15 protein-coding genes are annotated in these 20,630 nt (G+C 66.0%); 8 read left to right on the top strand and 7 right to left on the bottom strand.

Annotated elements, in window-relative coordinates:
• Nucleotides 1–60: 60 nt before the first annotated feature.
• The 3 genes from AC1MB9_RS01820 to AC1MB9_RS01810 all read right to left on the bottom strand — a co-directional run bounded on the left by AC1MB9_RS01820 (nt 61) and on the right by AC1MB9_RS01810 (nt 1,407).
• A complete protein-coding gene (locus AC1MB9_RS01820; protein ID WP_479963338.1) occupies nt 61–264 on the bottom strand; it encodes a cold-shock protein in 204 nt (67 codons plus the stop codon).
• 224 nt (nt 265–488) lie between these two features.
• A complete protein-coding gene (locus AC1MB9_RS01815; RefSeq protein ID WP_479963337.1) occupies nt 489–1,082 on the bottom strand; it encodes a LytR C-terminal domain-containing protein in 594 nt (197 codons plus the stop codon).
• A 37-nt stretch (nt 1,083–1,119) separates the two neighbouring features.
• Entirely contained in the window at nt 1,120–1,407 is a 288-nt protein-coding gene (locus AC1MB9_RS01810) for a DUF3263 domain-containing protein (RefSeq protein ID WP_479963336.1), read from the bottom strand.
• 222 nt (nt 1,408–1,629) lie between these two features.
• Here AC1MB9_RS01810 and msrB point away from each other — a divergent pair, with 222 nt between their 5' ends.
• The 3 genes from msrB to AC1MB9_RS01795 all read left to right on the top strand — a co-directional run bounded on the left by msrB (nt 1,630) and on the right by AC1MB9_RS01795 (nt 2,881).
• Nucleotides 1,630–2,031, top strand: a complete 402-nt coding sequence (gene msrB, locus AC1MB9_RS01805) for a peptide-methionine (R)-S-oxide reductase MsrB (protein WP_479963335.1) — start codon at nt 1,630–1,632, stop codon at nt 2,029–2,031.
• Between the two features lie 2 nt (nt 2,032–2,033).
• Nucleotides 2,034–2,624 (top strand): nitroreductase family protein, encoded by a 591-nt coding sequence (locus tag AC1MB9_RS01800; protein WP_479963334.1) that lies wholly within the window; start codon nt 2,034–2,036, stop codon nt 2,622–2,624.
• An 80-nt stretch (nt 2,625–2,704) separates the two neighbouring features.
• Nucleotides 2,705–2,881, top strand: coding sequence for a hypothetical protein (locus AC1MB9_RS01795; RefSeq protein ID WP_479963333.1), 177 nt, complete (start codon nt 2,705–2,707; stop codon nt 2,879–2,881).
• Here AC1MB9_RS01795 and AC1MB9_RS01790 read toward each other — a convergent pair.
• From AC1MB9_RS01790 to AC1MB9_RS01780, 3 genes are read right to left on the bottom strand one after another with little or no spacing between them, the layout of a single operon-like run.
• Nucleotides 2,878–3,885, bottom strand: coding sequence for a DMT family transporter (locus AC1MB9_RS01790; RefSeq protein WP_479963332.1), 1,008 nt, complete (start codon nt 3,883–3,885; stop codon nt 2,878–2,880). The genes AC1MB9_RS01795 and AC1MB9_RS01790 overlap by 4 nt on opposite strands.
• Before the next feature lie 42 nt (nt 3,886–3,927).
• The gene (gene ctlX, locus AC1MB9_RS01785) at nt 3,928–4,890 is read right to left on the bottom strand and encodes a citrulline utilization hydrolase CtlX (RefSeq protein WP_479963331.1); all 963 of its coding nucleotides are present in this window, start codon (nt 4,888–4,890) and stop codon (nt 3,928–3,930) included.
• Between the two features lie 9 nt (nt 4,891–4,899).
• Entirely contained in the window at nt 4,900–5,931 is a 1,032-nt protein-coding gene (locus tag AC1MB9_RS01780; RefSeq protein ID WP_479963330.1) for an ornithine cyclodeaminase, read from the bottom strand.
• 124 nt (nt 5,932–6,055) lie between these two features.
• On the opposite strand from AC1MB9_RS01780, the gene AC1MB9_RS01775 reads away from it, so the two are divergent.
• Nucleotides 6,056–6,487 carry an Lrp/AsnC family transcriptional regulator gene (locus AC1MB9_RS01775; RefSeq protein WP_479963329.1) on the top strand — a complete coding sequence of 144 codons (432 nt, stop codon included), beginning with the start codon at nt 6,056–6,058 and terminating at the stop codon, nt 6,485–6,487.
• Between the two features lie 42 nt (nt 6,488–6,529).
• Here AC1MB9_RS01775 and AC1MB9_RS01770 read toward each other — a convergent pair whose 3' ends face one another.
• Nucleotides 6,530–9,361: a putative bifunctional diguanylate cyclase/phosphodiesterase gene (locus tag AC1MB9_RS01770; RefSeq protein WP_479964563.1), complete on the bottom strand. Its 2,832-nt coding sequence runs from the start codon at nt 9,359–9,361 to the stop codon at nt 6,530–6,532.
• A 161-nt stretch (nt 9,362–9,522) separates the two neighbouring features.
• Between AC1MB9_RS01770 and AC1MB9_RS01765 the strand changes: the two genes are divergently transcribed.
• From AC1MB9_RS01765 to AC1MB9_RS01750, 4 genes are all read left to right on the top strand, one after another.
• Nucleotides 9,523–10,278, top strand: coding sequence for a potassium channel family protein (locus AC1MB9_RS01765; RefSeq protein WP_479963328.1), 756 nt, complete (start codon nt 9,523–9,525; stop codon nt 10,276–10,278).
• Nucleotides 10,279–10,395: 117 nt separating this feature from the next.
• Nucleotides 10,396–17,850 (top strand): SdrD B-like domain-containing protein, encoded by a 7,455-nt coding sequence (locus tag AC1MB9_RS01760; protein WP_479963327.1) that lies wholly within the window; start codon nt 10,396–10,398, stop codon nt 17,848–17,850.
• Nucleotides 17,847–19,238, top strand: a complete 1,392-nt coding sequence (locus AC1MB9_RS01755) for a multicopper oxidase domain-containing protein (RefSeq protein ID WP_479963326.1) — start codon at nt 17,847–17,849, stop codon at nt 19,236–19,238. Before AC1MB9_RS01760 ends, AC1MB9_RS01755 begins: the two co-directional genes overlap by 4 nt.
• Before the next feature lie 23 nt (nt 19,239–19,261).
• Nucleotides 19,262–20,611, top strand: a complete 1,350-nt coding sequence (locus AC1MB9_RS01750) for a multicopper oxidase domain-containing protein (protein WP_479963325.1) — start codon at nt 19,262–19,264, stop codon at nt 20,609–20,611.
• The last annotated feature ends 19 nt before the right edge of the window (nt 20,612–20,630 follow it).

The following is a 20,630-nucleotide window of genomic DNA, read 5'->3' as shown; positions in this document are numbered from 1 at the left end:
ACTAACGCCGCCCGACGCTGCGGGCGGCGTTAGTACGGGGTGTGCCCTGGAATAAAACGCTTAGGCCGGACGAACCGATTCGGCCTGGGGCCCCTTGGCCCCGGCGCCGACCTCGAAGCTGACCTGCTGGCCCTCTTCGAGTACCTTGTATCCGCTCATGTCGATGGCAGAGTAGTGAACGAAAACGTCTTGCCCTCCCCCATCGACGGTGATGAAGCCGAAACCCTTTTCAGCGTTAAACCACTTTACGGTTCCGTTCGCCATGTGTTGCTCCTTGGTGCTGTAATTGCGTCGGCGACTGCCCATTGGCCGTACCGGGCCTGCCGCAGAATCTGCGATCGCTTCGCCTGCGCGCCGACCCCTCACTCGACGGGCGTGGTACACGGACAAAACGTTTGACCACCCAGAGCGTAGCGAAGGCACGCCAGAAGAAAAGGGGGTTGACGCGGGGTTCGGCGGCCGGTACGTAGAACGCCTGTTTCTGCGCCCTATGGGATGACGTAGTCGTTTCCGACGACAACGGTCAGGTCGGCGCCGGAGTCGGCGAAATCGTTGGCGAGGAGCGCTTCGGACCCGGGAATCGACTGCACGATTCCGAGCGCGGCTCCCTCGAGCGACGCGTCGGCGTAGTAGACGATGGTGGTCGGCTGATCCTGGGAGTCGGCATTGCCCGTGGTCCCCACGGTCCAGCCGGCCTCCGTCAGCACCTGAGTCGCGGATCCCGCCACGCCGTTGGACGAGGAGCCGTTCAGCACAGCCACAGACAGCTCAGGAGCGACCGTCGCGACCGGTGTCGGCGTCGGAGTCGGAGTCGGAGTCGCTGACTCCGACGGCGTTTCGGACGTCGGCGGTGTTTCGGCGGAGGTCGACGACGGGGTGGTGCCGGGGATGGTGATGTCGAGGCGGTCGTTCAGCGAAAGGATGCCGACGACGCCGGCGCCGATGAGCACGAGCGTCGCGGCCAGCGCCCACCAGAACGCCACCCACCCGCGCCCCTTGCGGCCGGGGGCTCGGTGCGCGCCCACCCGGTGAAGGTCATGCGGAACGTGGTCGAAGCGGTCTTTTGCGTCATGAGTAGGCATCGTGGGTCTGACTCGGTCCTCGGATTGGGGGTACTGACTACTGATCGTATGTGCTGAGGGACCGCCCGGCTCGTGCGGACGCGCGAGCCTCACGCATCCGCTGCAGCCGTTTGATGAGCATCGGGTCGTGGGCAATGGCTCGGGGCGAATCGATCAAGACAGCCAGGAGTTGATAGTAACGGGCCGCTGACAGGGCGAATTCAGCGCGGATGGCTTCTTCCTTGGCCCCGGCACTTCGCCACCATTTCTTCTCGAACGCAAGAATGGCCAGATCTCTCTCGGTCAGTTCCGCCTGGGTGGAAGCGGCTTCACGTGCACCATCCACCTGCTACCTCCGACACGGACCTGCCTCTGTGGCACGGAAAGCGTGCAACACCGCCAATCCTATTCACCGCCGCTGGCCGTTGTCCGAGTTCCCTCGGCCTGCCGCATTTCGGCTGAAAATTCGCCTCGACCTGACGGAATACGGAATTCCACCACCGGTCGGCGAGTTTAGTCTGGGAGTAGAGGCCGCCGGCAGGCGCCTGAGGCAACGAAGGGATTCATCATGGACCACGAGGTCACGAAGTCAGACGCGCAGTGGCGCGAAGAGCTCACTCCTGAGAAGTACGCGGTTCTTCGCGAAGCCGGCACGGAGCGCCCGTGGACCGGTGAATTGCTCGATGAAGCCCGCTCCGGTATTTACACGTGCGGCGCCTGCAACGCCGAACTGTTCAAGAGCGGCACCAAATTCGATTCCGGATGCGGCTGGCCCAGTTTCTACGAGTCCGTGCGCCCGGAAGCTGTTGAGCTCATCGAAGACCGGTCGCTCGGCACCGTGCGCACCGAAGTTCGCTGCGCAGCATGCGGTTCCCACCTCGGACACGTCTTCGATGACGGATTCGGTACCCCCACCGGTGACCGCTATTGCATGAACTCCGTCTCGCTCAACTTCAAGCCCGCCGAATAGCATTGCCCATCGCCGACCCCACGCCGTTGATCGTCGACGGCACGCGTCGCCCCGTGCTTGAGGCCGTGCAAAACCGTCGCTCTCACTCACAGGTGACCGCGATTGCGCCGAGCCACGCCGAGCTGCTGCCGTTCGTCGCCGCGGCCGCGCGAGCGGCCGATCACGCCTCCCTGCGCCCCTGGCGGCTGATCGAGCTGCGTGACGATGCCCGTGACCGTCTCGGACAGGCGTTCGTGGAAGCGGCCGGTCTGACCGGCGATGCGGCGCGCAAGCAGGCGGCCAAGCCGTTGCGGGCCGCCCTTCTGATCGCCGTCGTGGCCTGTCGACGACCGAGTGAGAAGGTCGCGGTTTGGGAGCAGGACGCCGCCGCGGCCGGAGTCGCCCACCTGCTGACCCTGCTGCTCAACGAGGCCGGCTGGGGCGTCATGTGGCGAACCGGCCCCCACACCAGGGCCGAGGCCGTGCACCGCATGCATGGGCTCAGCGAGTCCGAACAGTTGCTCGGCTGGCTCTACGTCGGAGCTGTCCCCGCCGAGTGCAAGCCGGTCCACCGCGCTCCGATCGACGCGAGCGAACACCTCAGTGCGCTGTAGCACCACCCCGCCCGACGCCGGACACACTGGCGTCACCTGAGCGCCTCCGCAGCGTCACTGCGTGATCGTAGCCTGCCGGCGTGAGCGAAAAACGAAACACAATCATGGTTCGGTCCACCGGCGGCCCCGTGCGAGCGGCGCGGCCGCCGACCTCGGCCGCCGACCTCACCCTGCGCGGCCTGTGGCAGCTGGTGGGCGTATACGTGTGGGTGGTTCTGCTGTTCAAGCGGCGGGTACCCGCCCGGCGGTACGACTAGGCCGGCCTCGGGCGGCGGCGGCCGAAGAGCCGCCAGCGAAAGCCGACGATCACCACGGCGGCGAGGGCGAGCATTGATCCGCCGACGGTGGTGACGGTGAGCGGATGCCCCGCCGTGGGCGCAATCACATCGATCGCGAGCGCGCAGAGCAGCTGTCCGGCCACGATGGAAAGTCCGAGGAGGAGCACACCGGTTGTGCGTACGACCATGGTGGCGCCCGCGATGAAAATGCAGCCGATCGCGCCACCAAGGTAGAGCCACGGAGCCGTCGGGAGCGACGTGGGAAAGCCGGCGATGAAACCGTGTACCACCGCGGCGATCACGAGCACGATGGTGCCGGTGAGAAAATTGAGAAACGTGGCGGTGAGGGCGCTGCCGGCCCGGATGCGCACGTGCCCGTTCACGGCCTGCTGCCAGCCCTGTGCGATGCCGGCCGCGAGCGGAAGCCACAGCCACCACAGGGGCACGTCGGTTTTCAGCTGGCCCGACACCGTCCAGGCCACGGCGCACAGGGCAACAACCACCCCAATGATCTTGGTGGCGGTGAGCGGGCGTCGGCCACCGGGCCCGATGCCGAAACGATCCATCAGCAGGCCGCTCACGGTCTGGCCGGCCACGATGGCGACCGTGAAGAGGGCGATTCCGAGCAACGCCGCGGTGAGCCCCTGCGCCAGCACGAAGAACGCGCCGGCGACGCCGCCGGACAGGTGCCACCAGGACAGCTCTGTGGTGCGCACCGCATCCGCGACCTGAACGAGACCCCGTCGACCGGGCGGCCACACCACCATGCCGACACCCAGTATCACCAGCCCCGAGCCGAAGGAGATCACGGCGGCGGAGAACCCGTCTCCAATCCGCAGCCCCAGCTCCCCGTTGACGCGGGACTGCACCGCGTAGAGTGCGCCGATGCCGACGGAGAACAGCACGGCGAGCCACACCGGAAAAGCCGGCCGGGTCGCTGCGACACGATCACTCGGAACGGGGTGCGGCTTGAGCTCTGTCACACGGCCATCCTAGGTGGCCGCGGGCACGACGCTTCCCGTTCGTTAGACGCTGAGCGTGTGCCCCCGTGTTTCGGCGGCGGCTGAAGGGCGCGGAGAGCGCGAATCCAGATGAATACCAGCGATCATGCAGCGCACCGATCCACCCGCACGTTCGATCGTGGGAACAGCGAGGGGAACGACCTGCGTCGACCTTTCGATGGTCGAGAGCTGCTCCGCGGTCAGGGCGGCGAATGCGCGCTGGGACAGCGCGAGGATGCGTCCCTCCGACCCGTGGAGCTCGATGGCATTGCCCACGAAGTCGCGAATCTGCGCCTGGCTGAGGCCGATGACCGCACGACCAGGAGCGGCCAAGCGCGACTCGATTTCCAGCCTGCGGCCGGCCGAGGTGATCATGTCCAGACCGATCAACGCGAAATCCGTGGCAACGCACATCATGACGTTGGTGTGGTAACAGGCCACGCCTGCTTCGTCCACCGCGTCGAAGACCATGGGTTCGTAGCCGAAGTTCGTGCAGAATCTCTCGAGCGCGATCGGGTCGGCCCGGTGCGATCGCGCCACGTAGGCGACCCGGCTCACATGGTCGAGCACCATGGCCCCGGTGCCCTCGAGGTAGATTCCGTCGTGCTCCAGTCCGGAATAATCGATGACATCCTGGACCCGGTAACGCTCCTTGAGCAGCTCGATCACATCCGGCCGGCGTTCGCTGCGTCGATTGGGCGCATACATCGGGTACAGGGCCACGTGCCCACCGGAGTGGGTGGAAAACCAGTTGTTCGGGAAGACACTGTCCGGCGACGCGTCGTGATCGTCGTCGAAGAGGTGCACGGTCACGCCGTGCTCCTGCAGCGTCGCGGCCACCAGCGAGACCTCGTCGTAGGCGCGGCCGGCCATGCCCGTCCCCGGCACGGCGGCGCTCTGAAAGGCATTGTCCGCTTGCGTCTGCGGGTTGGGGTGAAAGTGGTGCGGCCGCACGAGGACGACGGCGCTGGGAGCCTGGGCGGACACGACGCGGCCCTAGACGAGGGCGGGCGTGGCGGCAGTCACGAGTCCGAAGAGGTCCTTCGGGTCCGCGGGGTTGGCGATGAGATCTACCTCGTCGTAGAAGCCCGTGCCGTCGACGGCATCGCGCACGTAGCGCAGCGCCGAGAAATCTTCGATCGCGAAGCCGACGGAATCGAACACGGTGACCTGCTCGTCCGACGTTCGCCCGGCGGAACGTCCTGCCATGACCCGCCACAGCTCGGTGATCGGTGAGTCGGCGTCGAGCTGCTGGATCTCGCCCTCGACGCGAGTCTGCGGCGGGAACTCGACGAAGACGGATGCGCGGCGCAGGATCTCGGCGTCGAGTTCGGTCTTGCCGGGGCAGTCGCCGCCGATGGCGTTCAGGTGCATTCCGGGTTCGATCATGTCATTCGTGACGATGGTGGCGTTGGCCTTGTCGGCCGTGCAGGTGGTGACGATATCGGCTCCGCGAACGGCTTCTCGCGCGCTGCCGGCCACGACGATGTCGAATCCGAGCGGTGCCATGTTGCGCACGAACTTGTCCAGTGCCGCGGGGTCGGTGTCCCAGACGCGGATCTGGGTGATGCCCAGAATCGCGCGGAAGGCCAGGGCCTGGAATTCCGATTGCGTTCCGGCGCCGATGAGGGCCAGCGTGCTGGCATCGCGGCGCGCGAGGAGCTTGGCGACCATGGCGCTGGTCGCGCCGGTCCGCAGCGCGGTCAGCAGCGTCATCTCCGACCAAAACGTCGGGTATCCGTTGGACACGTTCGCAAGCACACCGAAGGCCGTCACGGTCTGGTATCCGCGGCTCGGGTTGAGCGGGTGGCCGTTGACGTACTTGAAGGCGTAGGTGTCACCGTCGCTCGTTGGCATGAGTTCGATCACGCCGGAGTCAGAATGGCTCGGCACGCGCGAGGTCTTGTCGAAGAGTTCCCAGCGCAGAAAGTCGTGTTCCAGGTAGTCGACCATGCCGGTGATGATCGATTCGACGCCCTCCTGGGCGATCCACTTGGTCATGTTTTCCACATCTACGAAGCGCACCATGGGCGCCTCCTTTCCTCGTTACTGCAACGCTATTACCAGGCGATGTGCAGCCACCATGGCTCTTGAGCATCATTTTGCCCAGCAAAACGCGCATTCTAATGAGCCGGGTCATACACTTAGTGTCATGTCGACGCTTGATGATCTGGACCGCCGCCTGCTCGCACTTCTTCGCGTGAACGCGCGGGAATCCGTGGCAAGCCTTGCCCGGCACCTCGACGTGACCCGGTCGACGGTGACCGCACGCCTCGACCGCCTCCAAACCTCGGGAACGGTGGTGGGCTTCTCGGTTCGGGTCAGAGAAGATCGGGACCCGTCCTCCATCCGCGCCATCGCACTCCTCGAAGTTGAGGGCCGAAGCACCGACGCCGTGATTCGCAAACTGCGCGGATTCTCCGAGGTCCACGCCCTGCACACCACAAACGGCGGATGGGATCTGGTGGCGGAACTACGTACCGACACCCTCGGCAACTTCGACGGCCTGCTCGGCCGTATCCGCTCGGTGGACGGCATCGTCAACAGCGAGACCAGCCTGCTGCTCAGCTCGGTGCTGGTCTGATCGGTACGTGTCTGCTCGTGCTCGTGCCGGCGCGACCGCGCGTCAGGGCGCAATGACCGGATCCGGCGCGGGGGCTTCAACCGCGGGCGCCGGGCGACCCAGCAGGTAACCCTGCGCGAGGGAACAGCCGGCTTCGCGCAAGACGTGCAACTGGTCGACAGTCTCCACGCCCTCGGCGATCACGCCGATGTTGAGCTTCTGCGCCAGGGCGAGCAGCGCCTGCACGAGGGCGACGGATGCGGGATCGGGCAGGTCCATGATGAACGATCGGTCGATCTTGATCTGGTCGACGGGCAGCGCCTTGAGCCAGGCAAGGGTGGAGAACCCGGTGCCGAAGTCGTCGAGGGAAATCCGCACCCCGAACTGGCGCAGCTGCGTGAGCCGCTCGATCGTGCCCGGAACGTCGATGAGCGCCCGGCTCTCGATCACCTCCAGAACCAACCGGTCGGGTGACAGCTGACTCCGGCGCAGGGCCGCTCGCACGGTGGGCAGCAGTCGGTCGTCCACGAGGGTCGCGCTCGAGAGGTTGACCGCCACGTGCACGGGGCGGCGACCGTTGTCCGGCCAATTCGCCAGCGCCTCGCAGGCGACTCCGAGCGACCACAGGTCCAGCTCGGCGATCATCCCGGTTTCTTCCGCGAGTGGAAGAAACGCGCCGGGGGCGAGGAGCCCGAGCCGGGGATGCGCCCAGCGGATGAGGGCCTCCACCCCCACAACCTCCCCCGTGTCCGTCACGGACATGTCAACGATCGGCTGGAAGTGCAGTCGCATTTCGTTGCGCTCGAGCGCCGTGGCCAGCTCTTCATGCAGCAGCGGTTCCGGCCCCGTGACCGACACCTCCGTCGACACGGACACCTGATTGCGGCCGAGCCGCTTCGCCGCGTACATGGCCGTATCGGCGGCGACGAGCAGTTGCTCGCCCCGCCCATTGACGCCCGTGTGCAGGGCTACTCCCACGCTCGCCGTTATGCGGAGCCCCTGGCCGGCCAATCGGAAAGGCACATTGAGGCAGTCCACGATTCGTTTCGCCTGGTCGACGGCCCAGGCTTCCCCGGAAACCTCACGAATGACCATGGCGAACTCGTCGCCGCTCAGTCGGCCGATCGTCCCTCCCTCACGGATCTCAACACGCAGTCGCTCGGCGATTTGACGCAGCAACTCGTCCCCCATGCCATGCCCCAGCTTGTCGTTCACGCGCTTGAAGTTGTCGAGATCGCAGAACAGCACCGCCGTGGTCGACTGCGGCCCGCTCTCGGCGAGGGCTTTCTCGAGCGCACCGGTGAACAGCACCCGGTTGGGCAGGCCGGTCAGGGAATCGTGCAGGGACTGGTGCCGCACGGTGGCGAGCAGACGTGCGTTCTCGAGAGCCTTCGCGCCCTGTTGGCTGACTCCTTCAATACGCGCAAGCAGCCCACATTCCCGCTCCAGAGGCACCGGCGTGCACCAGCCGGCGATGGCGATGCCCATGAGCGTGTCGCCGGCGAGGAGTGGCACCGCAATCACGCTCGGCACGCCGATGGCACCGAGGAGACGGGCCAGGGCAGGACTGGCCGCGTCGCTGCTGAGCAGAACCGACTTGTGTTTCGAGAGGATCACGGCGATTTCGGGAGTATCGGCCGCGCGAATCGGCTGCAAAAGAATACTGCGCCCCTCGGCGCCGAGCTGGGAGGTCGCGACGGTTCTCAACACTCCGAGGGCCTGATCCCACATCAGCACCGCGGACAGGTCACAGCCGACAATCTTCGGCAGCGCTGTCGCGATCGCTTCCGATACCTCCTGAACGCTGTCCACCACGGCGAGTTCATGGGCCAGTCCGAGCAGCGCGGATGAGCGGCGGGCCTCACGATTGCTATCCTCCAGCGCCGTGAACAAGTCGAGGGCGGCCGCGGCATGTCCGGCGTAGGCCTCGAAGAGCTCCCGCTCACCGTCCATCGCCTGATGCCCCGGGGCGAACAGCGCAGCAACGAAGCCGTGGCGCTTGCGTGCCGACTCGATGGGAACAAGGACCGCATTGTCGCCGAGGTCGTCCCCGCTCAGGATCCGCTCGGCAAGCCGTTCGGCCTCCTCCGGGGCGATGCCGTGTGATCGCACGACGGGTCGGCCGCTGTCGGCCGGGATCACGAGCAGGTGCGCGGGCGCGAAGACGGCCGAGTCCGCGTGGTCAACGATGCGGGCCAGCATCTCGTCGAGGTCTTCGCTGCCGACCAGGTCGGCCGCGGCGTGCTGCACCTCCTTCACCCGGTGACGAAGGGCACCGAGGGCTTGTTGGGCGGACAAACCCGATTTGCCCGACGACCACCACCAGCGCTCACGCCGCGCCCACGTCACCTCATAGACGCAGGCGGGGAAACCATCCGACTGGCACTCGCGGTGCTCGATCCTGGCTCGCCCGCGCCCGAAGAGCGCGGGTACTGCGGCCAGCAGCCCGCTGGCGTACTGGCAGTCCAACCGGGAATGCGCGTAGCCGTCGTGCAGGCGATACCGGACGACCGCCCGCGACCGTGAGACGTCCACCATTTCCATCGTCGACGTGGTGGTGAACTTGGGCACCATGCCGGGCAGCCGGCGATACGCGGCCGCGGGCGTGGCGAAGGTGGAGAGCAGCTGCAGGAGCACGGACGGAGCACCGCTCGCGGCCGCTGTCGCGCCCAGCTCAAACATGGTGCGCGGGCTATCCAGCACCGTGGTGGTGGCCTCGAAGATGCGGATGCGGGTGGCGTAGCTCACCCAGGATGAGGCCACCAGCAGTTCCTCGGGCGTGCGGTTCACCTCGGCGAGCGCCAAAACATCGTGCACGGCTTGGTCACCGCGATGTGCTCGCACGTACCCGAGCACCAGACTGATCGTGGCACTCGACGTCTCCCGCGGTTCCATCACTGCAATTGTCCTTCGATGCTCGTGTCCGCGGTAAGTGGCGACTAGTCCGTCTCACTCACCATTATCAACGGGTGCGCGCGCAATGATGGGACTTTCCCGGAATGCGTGTCTGGTGCGAAGCGTCGGCACGTCCCGATGCGATCGCCTAGAGTCCTGTAATGACTCAAGAGCGTTGGCAGAAGCATGCCGAATGGCCCCTGTCCATTGCCGCACTGCTCTTTCTGGCGATGTACGCCTGGGAGGTCATTGCAGATCTGAACGGTGCGGCGGCCTCCACCGCCGAATCAATCATCTGGGCCACCTGGGTGATTTTTCTGCTGGATTATCTGGCCAACCTCGCGCTCGCTCCCGAGCGATGGAAATGGTTTCGCGCGCACATTTTCGACCTGCTCGTGGTCGTGCTGCCCATCCTCAGACCGCTCCGCTTGCTGCGACTCGTCCGGCTGTTGAGCATCCTGAAACGAACCGCCGGGGCCGCCGTCCGCGGACAGGTCGTGGTCTACGTCGGCGGAGCGTCAACGTTGCTCGTTTTCGTCGCGGCTCTGACCGTACTGGATGCCGAGCGGTCCGCTCCCGGGTCCAACATCACGGTCTTCGGGGACGCCCTGTGGTGGGCCTTCGTCACGATCACAACAGTGGGCTACGGCGACTTCTCCCCCGTAACGGATGCGGGGCGCCTCATCGCGGCCGGGCTCATGCTCGGGGGAATTGCGCTTCTCGGTGTGGTGACCGCGACCCTCGCCTCGTGGATAGTGGAGCGCGTCGCCCAGCAGGAAGAGGATGCGCAGGTCGCCACCCGCGGTGAGGTCAGGGCGTTGGTCCGCCAAATCGCCGACCTGCAGGATGCCCTCGAACTGCCGGCGCCCTCCGGCGCGACGAAGACCCGCCCGGTTCGGTCGGCGCGGGGGGAATAGCCGGACTCGAAACTCCTGGACCACCCCTAACTTTAGGGACTGAGCATCCCTCACGCGGGGCTTCGTCGACCGGTCGCAGCGGACCACCATTGACTCGTCCAGACGTTGGAGGTCAGCATGCAAGCGACGAGAGACTCATCCGGGGTTCGACTGCCGAAGCGCAAGCTTTGGCAACGGACTGTGCTCGCCGCCGCAGCCATGGCCTTGCCGGTGGCGATGCTCGTCGCCGTGCCCGCGTTACCGGCTCAGGCGGCGACGAGCGACCTGACGCTGAACGTGATCAGCGCCCGCACCGAACCTCTTGCCTTCGCGGGCGCCGGGGTGGTGCAGGGCGCCGCCATCCCGAACTTCACGTACATCATCAACGAGGACAACACCGGATCGACCGCCCAAAGGAGTCCGGCACTCGGCTCGGGATGCGCGGCAGCCGACCCCGGGTACCCGGCCGACTGCGACTGGCCATCCATCAAGGAGGTGCCGCACACCACGAGTCCGATCGTTCGCCAGGGCGACCAGACGGACTTCGTCGGCGGTCTGACCCTGCCGGATGGGCGCTACCTGATCTCCGTGCTCGCCGACGGGTACAAGATCGATGGGGAGCACTTCAGCGTGCCGCTGCCGAACCCGGGTCTGGTCACCGTCGCGCTGCAACCCGACCCGCTGCCCGACTCGACCCTTCGGGCCTTCATCTTCCAGGACAACGCACCGACGAACGGGGCCAACGATCAGGGTGAGCCCGGCCTGTCCGGCTTCGTCGGTCACGTGGCCGATACCTTGGGCGAGCTGCAGACGGATGTGTACGGCAATCCCCTCTGCACCGTCTACGAGGGCGAGGATCCGGATACGCATGTGATCCCTCCCGCCAGCCTGGACGCCGATATGGCGCCGGTGCCGATCGATGGAACCGGCGGTAACTGCGTCAGCGATGCCGACGGCCTCCTGACCATGCCCCACCTCGGCAGCAACCGCTACGCCCTCACGGCTACTCCCCCCGACGGGAAGACCTGGATCCAGACGACGACGCTGGAAGGCAACCACGACTTCGACACCTGGCTCATGGAGGGGAGCACCGGGTATGACACCGAAGCCCTGGTCGCCGGCGAGCCGGTCCCCGGTCCGATCTTCGGCTTCGTCGCGCCCACCAACACCCTGGCCGCCGGCGCGTCCGGGCACATCACGGGCGTCGTCGTCAGCGCCAAGCAGTACACCCCGCCCAAGGGCGGAGACTTCAACTACTGGCTGGGCATGACCGGGAGCAAGATGGGCAAGCCGATCGTCCGGCCATGGCTCTCACTCGCGGACCTGCAGAACGGTGATCAGGCCGTGTGGGTGGGTCAGGGCGACGCAAACGGCGCATTCGACATCTCCGGCGTGCCTGACGGCAACTACACCCTGAGCTGGTGGGACGAGCCGCAGAACTTCTTCCTCAACCTGGTCAACGTGACCGTCAGCAACGGCGAGACGGTGCATATGGGCAACGTGCCTACCAGCGGATGGTGGACCGAGTACGACGGGTACGTCTTCAACGACACCAATCGCAACGGGGTCAAGGACCCAGGCGAGCGGGGCCTGCCCAACTTCACGCTGACCATGCGCAAGCAGGACAACTCCCTGATGGATCGGGGCACGAACGTCGTCACCACCGACAGCACGGGGTACTACAGCTTCGAGAGCGCCTACCCGCTGAGTGAGTGGACCGTCATGGAGAACTACAACGACTCCTTCTACACGACCGGGGTCACCTACCAGGCCGACAACCAGCCGACCCCGACCACCGTCAAGGGTGCCGGCGTCGACGTCAGCGTGCTCAGCATCATCGGCCTCAGCGGCCGGATGGACTGGGGCGTTCACCCCTACGACCCGACCGGGGCCAACGGCATCGATCCCCGCAACGGGGGCATCGTCGGCTCGGTGAGCTACGACACGACCCGCAACGAGCTCGACCCGCAGTACGCCGCCTCGGAGGACTGGCAGCCGGGCGTCGCAGATATTCCGGTTGAGCTGTACGCCACGGTCGACTGCGGCACCACCGCCGACATGGCATGTGGCGGCACCAACGATGCGTTCGAGCTCGCACCAGACGGGTCCCTCGCCACGGGCGACCTGCTGAACACCTACGTCTCGGAACACTGGAGCCGCCCGACCGGGTGCGTGGCCCGTGACGTCGACGGCCTCCCCCTCGTGCACGCGAAAGACAGCCCCGCGAGCTACGACGAGAACGTTCTCGCGCCCACCCAGGAGGGAGGGGGCGAGTGCATCTCAAGCTTCATCCAGGGCGTGCAATTCGGACCCTACCCGACCGATGAGGGTACGCCCGACGTCAACTTCGGTGCGGCCGTTGACGGCAACTACGGCTTCGGTGACGCCTGCACCGGAACGCTCGACGCCACCGACCCGTCCGCCCCGGTGTGCACCGGCGGAACGTTCGAGCCCCTGGGAAGCGGGGACTACCTGGTCCGGCTCGCGATCCCCGAGGACGCCACCGGCGACCCGTTGTACAAGGTGACCGGTGAAGAAGACATCAATATCGGCAACGGTGACCAGATCGTCCCGCAGGTGCCGCCGCCGGCCTGCGCCGGGACGCTCCACACCGTGGACCTGCTCGGTGACTCAACCGACAACTACCCCGAGGTGATCGGCGACAACGACAACGGCGTCCCCACAGGGGTGACCGTGCCGGCCTCGACCCCGGTCGAGAACGCCACCTTCCTCGACATCGGCGGTTCGCCGTACGAAGGTGCTGCGAAGGCGTCCTGCGACACCAAGTTGGTGCGCGTGAACAACGGCAAGTCGATCGTGCCCATGTTCAATATTTTCACCGATGTTCCCGTCCCGTCCCGTCTGCGGGGCCTGATCGTAGACGACATCAACTTCTCCACCGACTCGCGCTCAACGCTGTACGGCGAGAAGACGGGAGTGGCCTTCGCCCCGGTCGGCATCTACGACTTCACCAATCGGCTTGTCACGACCGTCGAGTCCGACTTCAACGGCTCGTACGACGTGCTGCTGCCCTCCACCAACCGCATCAGCTGTCCCACCCCGTCAGGCGTATGCGCCAACATGTACCGCTTCGTGGGCAACGACCCGGGGACCCCCGGCCAGTTGAACGCCAACTACAACCCGCGGTATCGCTCAATAGCGACCGAGTTCGAGGCCTACCCCGGTGTGACCATCCCCACGGACCTTGCCCCGACCCAGGTCGGTGTCTACGTCGGGTCACCGACCACCGGCGTGAACACGGCAGTTGCCTGCACGCTCGACGCGGCGACACCGCAGCTGCTGACCGTCTCGCAGCCGTACGTGACCGCGACAGGAAGCCGCTCGTTCACCATCGCCGGGACCGGCTTCGGGGCCACTCGGGGCGCCGGCCAGGTCACGCTGGGCAACACGACATTGGACGTCACCGCCTGGAACGACACCGCGATTTCCGCCAGCGTGCCTGCCACGACCCCCGTCGGGGCGCAACAGTTGAAGATCACGGCGGGCAACGGCCAGAGCACGGTCAACGGCCTCACCTTCCACGTATTGGGAACCGGGTACAACCCCGCCCGCAGGGAGGTCGGCCCCGGCCACAGCTACCCCACGATTCAGGCCGCGCTCGACGTCGCATTCACCAACAACGGCGACGACCTCGTGATCGTCTACCCGGCACTTCCCACCGCTTCCAACCCCCGCGGGGCCTACTACGAGAACCTGGTGATTGCCTCGCCGGTCAAGCTGCAAGGCGTCGGATCCGGCGGCTTCCAGGGCACCACCTTCCTGCCGGGATCCATCATCGACGCCGGCGCCTTCGGAGGCGACACTGACCTGGCCACGGCCTGGTTCACCAAGGTCGGCGGCCTGACCTGGGACGGCAATCAGGCGGTCAATGACGGCGAAGCCATCTACGTCCTGGCCTCGGCGAACGCCACCACTGCGCCCGGCGCGGCACGTCAATTCACCAGCGGCTTCACCGCATCCATCGACGGCTTCGACATCCGCGGCGGAGATCAGGTGGGCTTCCCGGGCAACATCGACAGCCTCACCGGTGGCCCGACCGGCCTTCCGCCGAACATCACCACGCAGGGCGGGGCGATCTTCGCCAACGCCTACGCGCGGTCCCTGCAGATCACCAACAATGTCGTGCAGAACAACGGAGGCGGCTATGGGACCATCCGTATCGGAACCCCCGACCTGGCCGCACCGAACACCAGCCAGCACAACGAGAACGTCCGGATCGCCAACAACCGAATCATTGCCAACGCCGGCACCAACCTGGCCGGTGGCATCGGCCTCTACGCCGGCTCGGATGGTTACGAGGTGGCCGACAATGACATCTGCGGCAACTTCTCGATGGAGTATGGCGGCGGCCTGAGCGCCTACGGCTTGAGTCCCGGCGGCAAAATCCACCACAACCGGATGTATTTCAATTCCTCGAACGACGAGGGCGGAGCCATCATGATCGCCGGTCAGCTGCCGGCGACGGCCGGCGCCCTCTCGCCTGGCTCCGGTCCGGTTGATATCTACGCCAACCAGATCCAGGCCAACATGGCCAATGACGACGGCGGCGGCATCCGCTTCCTGATGGCGGGCAACTTCCCGATGAATGTCTACAACAACATGATCGTCAACAACGTGTCGACCCACGAGGGCGGCGGTATCGGCATCAACGACACCCCCAACGTGCGGGTCTACAACAACACGATCATGAAGAACCTGACGACGGCGACCGCGGTGACCTCGAACGGCCAACCCGCCCCTGCCGGGCTGTCAACCTCGGCCAACAGCACCCAGCTGCAGGCCACGCTGCCGAGCACCTCGCCGACCTTCAGCAACCCACTTTTGTTCAACAACATCCTCTGGGATAACCGGGCGGGTACCCGAGCCGGCACCACAGTCACAGGAGTCGGCCTGGCCGGCGCCACCGACGTGAACAACTGGGATTTGGGTGTGGCCGACGGAACCGGTGTGCTGGCACCCAGCAACTCGGTCATCCAACAAGACGCCGGAACCCACGCCTATACGACCAGTTCGACGAATAGCTCTGCCGATCCGGCCGTCGTCTCGACCTACGACGTCTCCGTCTCCTTCGCGACCTGGCGTCAGAATCCGGGGTTCGTGGACGCCACGCTGGTGACCCTGGAAGCACCGCCGAACCTCTTGGGTGACTACCGTCTGGCCTCCTGCCCCGCGTCGCCAGCCTGCAACCTCGGCTCGGCCGGTGTCGGCGGCGTGAATGCGCCGGCAACGGACATCGACAACCAGGCTCGTCCGGCCCTGGGAGGCTTCGATAGCGGCGCCGACGAGTTCGGTGCGACCGCACCACCGGCCGGCCAGGACCTGTTCTTCTCCACGGCCGGGAACACCAACCCGCCCGGCGTCGGCGGCACCGCAGACGACGCCGACATCTACAACTGGAACGGCGCCACCTTCACCCGCTCCATCGACGTCACCACCGCGCCCTACAACGTTCCCAACGGTGCCAACGTCGACGGCTTCTCCCGCGTCGACGACACCCACTTCTACGCCTCCTTCACCGGAAACGTCGCCCTGAACGGAATCGGAACAGTGGCCGACGAAGACGTCGTCTACTTCGACGGCACCTCCTGGTCACTGTGGTTCGACGGCAGCGCGCACGGAGTCGGCGGCAACATCGACCTCGGCGCCACCAGCATCGTCGGCAACACCCTGTACTTCTCCACCAACAACAACGCGGTACCTCCGGGTGCAGGTGCAAACGGCAGCGGCGACAACGCCGACGTCTACCGCTGGGACGGCGGCAGCTCCTACACCCGAGTCATGGACGCCACCGCGACACCGTACAACCTGCCCAACAACGGGACGGCCACCGGCCCAACCAACCCCGACGTCGACGGCCTCATCTGGCGCGACGCGACCCACTTCTACCTGTCCTTCAGCAACACGACCACCACCGTTCCCGGCCTGGGCGCCGTGGACGACGAGGACGTGGTCTACTTCGACGGCAGCGCCTGGTCGCTCTACTTCGACGGCGGCGCACAGGGACTGAACACCTCAGCAAACCTCGACCTGGACGCGATCGCGTTCGCCAGCGGAGCCCTGGCCCCGCCACCACCACCGGCCGGCCAGGACCTGTTCTTCTCCACGGCCGGGAACACCAACCCGCCCGGCGTCGGCGGCACCGCAGACGACGCCGACATCTACAACTGGAACGGCGCCACCTTCACCCGCTCCATCGACGTCACCACCGCGCCCTACAACGTTCCCAACGGTGCCAACGTCGACGGCTTCTCCCGCGTCGACGACACCCACTTCTACGCCTCCTTCACCGGAAACGTCGCCCTGAACGGAATCGGAACAGTGGCCGACGAAGACGTCGTCTACTTCGACGGCACCTCCTGGTCACTGTGGTTCGACGGCAGCGCGCACGGAGTCGGCGGCAACATCGACCTCGGCGCCACCAGCATCGTCGGCAACACCCTGTACTTCTCCACCAACAACAACGCGGTACCTCCGGGTGCAGGTGCAAACGGCAGCGGCGACAACGCCGACGTCTACCGCTGGGACGGCGGCAGCTCCTACACCCGAGTCATGGACGCCACCGCGACACCGTACAACCTGCCCAACAACGGGACGGCCACCGGCCCAACCAACCCCGACGTCGACGGCCTCATCTGGCGCGACGCGACCCACTTCTACCTGTCCTTCAGCAACACGACCACCACCGTTCCCGGCCTGGGCGCCGTGGACGACGAGGACGTGGTCTACTTCGACGGCAGCGCCTGGTCGCTCTACTTCGACGGCGGCGCACAGGGACTGAACACCTCAGCAAACCTCGACCTGGACGCGATCGCGTTCGCCAGCGGAGCCCTGGCCCCGCCACCACCACCGGCCGGCCAGGACCTGTTCTTCTCCACGGCCGGGAACACCAACCCGCCCGGCGTCGGCGGCACCGCAGACGACGCCGACATCTACAACTGGAACGGCGCCACCTTCACCCGCTCCATCGACGTCACCACCGCGCCCTACAACGTTCCCAACGGTGCCAACGTCGACGGCTTCGACCGCGTCAACGCCACCCAGTTCTACCTCTCCTTCACCGGCCAGGTGAACGTGCCAGGCATCGGCAACGTACAGGACGAGGACGTCGTCTACTACAACGGCACCTCCTGGTCACTGTTCTTCGACGGCAGCACGCACGGTCTGGGCGGCAACAACAACCTCGACCTCGACGCGATCAACGTCGCCGGGACCACCCTGTACTTCTCCACGCTGGGCAACACGAACCCGCCCGGAGTGACAGGCACCGCCGACGATGCCGACATCTACAGCTGGAACGGCACCGCCTACGCCAGGGTGATCGACGCCAGCACCGCGCCCTACAACCTGCCCGGCAACGCCAACGTCGACGGCTTCGTCCGAATCGATGACACCCACTTCTACCTATCGTTCAGCGCAACGAACACGACCGTACCGGTCCTCGGCGCCGTCCAGGACGAAGACGTCATCTACTACAACGCGGGCGTCTGGTCCGTCTACTTCGATGGCACCGCACACGGGCTCGGTACCAGTGGGAGCCTCCACATCGATGCTTTCGACCTTCCGACCCCATGAACCACTCATCCAGCTCATCCAGCAACGCCACCGACGATCCCAAGGGAGACACGGGAATGATCTTGAACCAGCCCTTCAGCCGGCGTAATCTCCTGAAACTCGCCGGCGGTGCCGTGGCGATCGTCGGCACCGCCGTCTGGGCGGGCACCGTACTGACGCCAGAAGCCGCCGTCGCAGCCCTGGGCGATCCCGACCTCTACCTAGCGGGGACCGACGGGTGGATGTACCTGCCGAAGGAACCGGCCATCCCGCCGTTCCACCCCGACGTCCTCGCGCCGGGTCTGTTGACGACGTACATTTTCGGGTTCCGCAACGTCTCCGGCCTGAGCGACGTGCAGAGGTCGAACCAGAAGAACAAAGCCCAGCACTCCGCTCCGCTGTTCTGGACGAAGCAATTCGACCCGGCCCACCCGGTCGACTTCACGGTGCAGCTGACCAACCTGGGCCTGGCGTTGCGGCCCGACCTGTTCGACGCTCATACCCTCCACTGGCACGGGTTCCGCAACGTGATCCCGTTCTTCGACGGCGAGCCGAGCGGCTCGGTGGCGATACCGACCGGACGTGTCTTCACCTACGTGTACCGGCCGCGCGAGCCCGGGACCTACATGTTCCACTGCCACGTGGAAGATGTTGAGCACGTTCACATGGGCATGACCGGTCTGGTCTTCGTTCGCCCCCTGCAGGACGGCCAGAACATCGGCGGCCACACCAAGTTCATGTACAACGACGGAGACGGTTCGACCGGCTTCGACCGAGAGTTTTCGATGTTCCTCTCTGAGGTGTGGGCCGAGGCGCACTGGGCGGATGCGCACATCCAACTGCCGGAGTGGAGTGATTACCGCGCCGACTTCAGCCTGCTCAACGGGCGGGTCTACCCGGACACCATCGCTCCCAACGCGCCCATCAACGCCGCGGCATCCATCCACGCACTTGCCGTGCAGACCGACGTGAACGGTGATCTGCTCGCCCCTGCGGGTCGCCCTGAGCTGCAATACCAACCGCAGTCCTCGCTCGTGACCTGCAACGCCGGCGAGACGGTCGCGCTGCGGTTCGCCAATCTCGGATTCCGGGAGCAGGCGATGACCCTGGCCGGGATCCGGATGCGCGTGGTCGGCCGCGACGCCACCCCGATGCGCGGGCGCGACGGCACCGATACGTCCTACGAGACCGAGACGATCAACATCGGCCCCGGCGAGAGCTACGATGCGATCTTCACGGCACCGGCGCATACCGGACCTGGTTATGACACCTACATGCTCTACAACCGCAACTACTCCAGGGCGAACAACCTGGCGACGGGCGGGTTCGGCGGCCAGGCCACCGAGATTCGCGTGTATGCGGCGGGCGGCGTAGCCGCGCAGGCCTATCCGAACGACTGGGGGATCTGAGAGCCATGATGAGAGGTAACGCCATGATGCATGGGAAGGCACGCACCCGGGGCTTGAGCCGGGCCGCGCTGCTACTGCTGACACTGATTCTGGTCGGAGCCACGATGACCACCGTCGCCCCGTCGGCGACCGCCGACGCTCCCCCGCGGGTCGGAATCGAATGCACCACCGGCGTCGGCGGCGGTGCCACCAGCCCGATCTTCAACCTGACCACCAAGACCGGATACATCAGCCTTCCCGACGGCAACACCGCATTCATGTGGGGGTACTCCAGCGGGTTCGACTCGTTCCAGCACCCCGGCCCGGTGCTGTGCGTCAACGCCGGCGACACCGTCACGGTGATCTTGCGCAACACCCTGACCGAGGCCGCCTCGATCGTTTTCCCGGGCCAGACCAACGTCCTGGCCAACGGGACGCCGGCCCAACCTCAGCCCACCGGGCCCGGAGCGATCACCTCGCTGACCAATACGGCCGCCGCCGGAGGCGGGACCGTGACGTACAGCTTCGTGGCCGGCAACCCGGGAACGTACCTGTACGAATCTGGGACCAACCCCGAGAAGCAGGTGCGGATGGGACTGTTCGGGGCGCTGATCGTACGCCCGTCGGCCGTGCCGGCGGGCGGAGCCGGTGGCTCGGCCGCGAGCGAGTACGCCTACAACCGGGCGGATAGCCGGTTCAATCCCTCGGAGGAGTTCATGGTTCTCCTGAGCGAGATCGACCCCTACCAGCACCAGGCCGTCGAGAACGGCAAGAGCTTCAACCTGAACAACTACCACCCGCGCTACTGGCTCATCAACGGACGCGGATTCCCCGACAGCATCGCGGACAACGGTGCCAGCTGGCTGCCCGCGCAGCCCTACGGTGCCCTCGCGCAAATCGGCGAGTTTGATCGAAGCGCCGGTGCCGCGGACCAGCCAGGGATGGCCCGCTACCTGAACGTGGGTACCGAGGACTACCCCTTCCACCCGCACGGCAACAACGGCCTGGTCGTGGGCCGGGACGGCCGAGCCCTCGAGGGCCCCACCGGGCAAGACCTGTCGTTCGAGAAGTTCGCCATCAACATCGGGCCGGGCCAGACCTGGGACGTGATCTTCAAATGGTACGACGCAGAGAGTTACTCCCCCTCCAACCCGGTCCCCGTGACGGTGCCGCAGATGGCCAACGAGGAGATCGGAGTCTTTTACAGCGGAAGTCCGTACCTCGGGACCAAGGAGACCCTGCCGCCCGGCATTCAAAGCGTGAACCAGTGCGGGGAGTACTACATCATCTCCCACAACCACGCCCTGTTCCAGATCACGTCCTGGGGCACGAACATGACCGGACCGATCACCTACATGCGGATCGACCCGCCGACGCCCAACAACTGCGGTTGACCAGAAAAGGTAGAGAACC

Source organism: Cryobacterium sp. AP27 (assembly GCF_056680495.1).
Note: the sequence above shows the minus strand (reverse complement) of the source record. Positions and strands in the feature narration are given on the sequence as shown.

Bases quoted from the DNA above. Each gene is read 5' to 3' on its own strand.
- AC1MB9_RS01760 (WP_479963327.1), top strand. From the start codon at position 10,396: ATGCAAGCGACGAGAGACTCATCCGGGGTTCGACTGCCGAAGCGCAAG.
- AC1MB9_RS01775 (WP_479963329.1), top strand. From the start codon at position 6,056: ATGTCGACGCTTGATGATCTGGACCGCCGCCTGCTCGCACTTCTTCGC.
- AC1MB9_RS01820 (WP_479963338.1), bottom strand. From the start codon at position 264: ATGGCGAACGGAACCGTAAAGTGGTTTAACGCTGAAAAGGGTTTCGGC.
- AC1MB9_RS01765 (WP_479963328.1), top strand. From the start codon at position 9,523: ATGACTCAAGAGCGTTGGCAGAAGCATGCCGAATGGCCCCTGTCCATT.
- msrB (WP_479963335.1), top strand. From the start codon at position 1,630: ATGGACCACGAGGTCACGAAGTCAGACGCGCAGTGGCGCGAAGAGCTC.
- AC1MB9_RS01815 (WP_479963337.1), bottom strand. From the start codon at position 1,082: ATGCCTACTCATGACGCAAAAGACCGCTTCGACCACGTTCCGCATGAC.
- AC1MB9_RS01780 (WP_479963330.1), bottom strand. From the start codon at position 5,931: ATGGTGCGCTTCGTAGATGTGGAAAACATGACCAAGTGGATCGCCCAG.
- AC1MB9_RS01755 (WP_479963326.1), top strand. From the start codon at position 17,847: ATGAACCACTCATCCAGCTCATCCAGCAACGCCACCGACGATCCCAAG.
- AC1MB9_RS01750 (WP_479963325.1), top strand. From the start codon at position 19,262: ATGATGCATGGGAAGGCACGCACCCGGGGCTTGAGCCGGGCCGCGCTG.
- AC1MB9_RS01770 (WP_479964563.1), bottom strand. From the start codon at position 9,361: ATGGAACCGCGGGAGACGTCGAGTGCCACGATCAGTCTGGTGCTCGGG.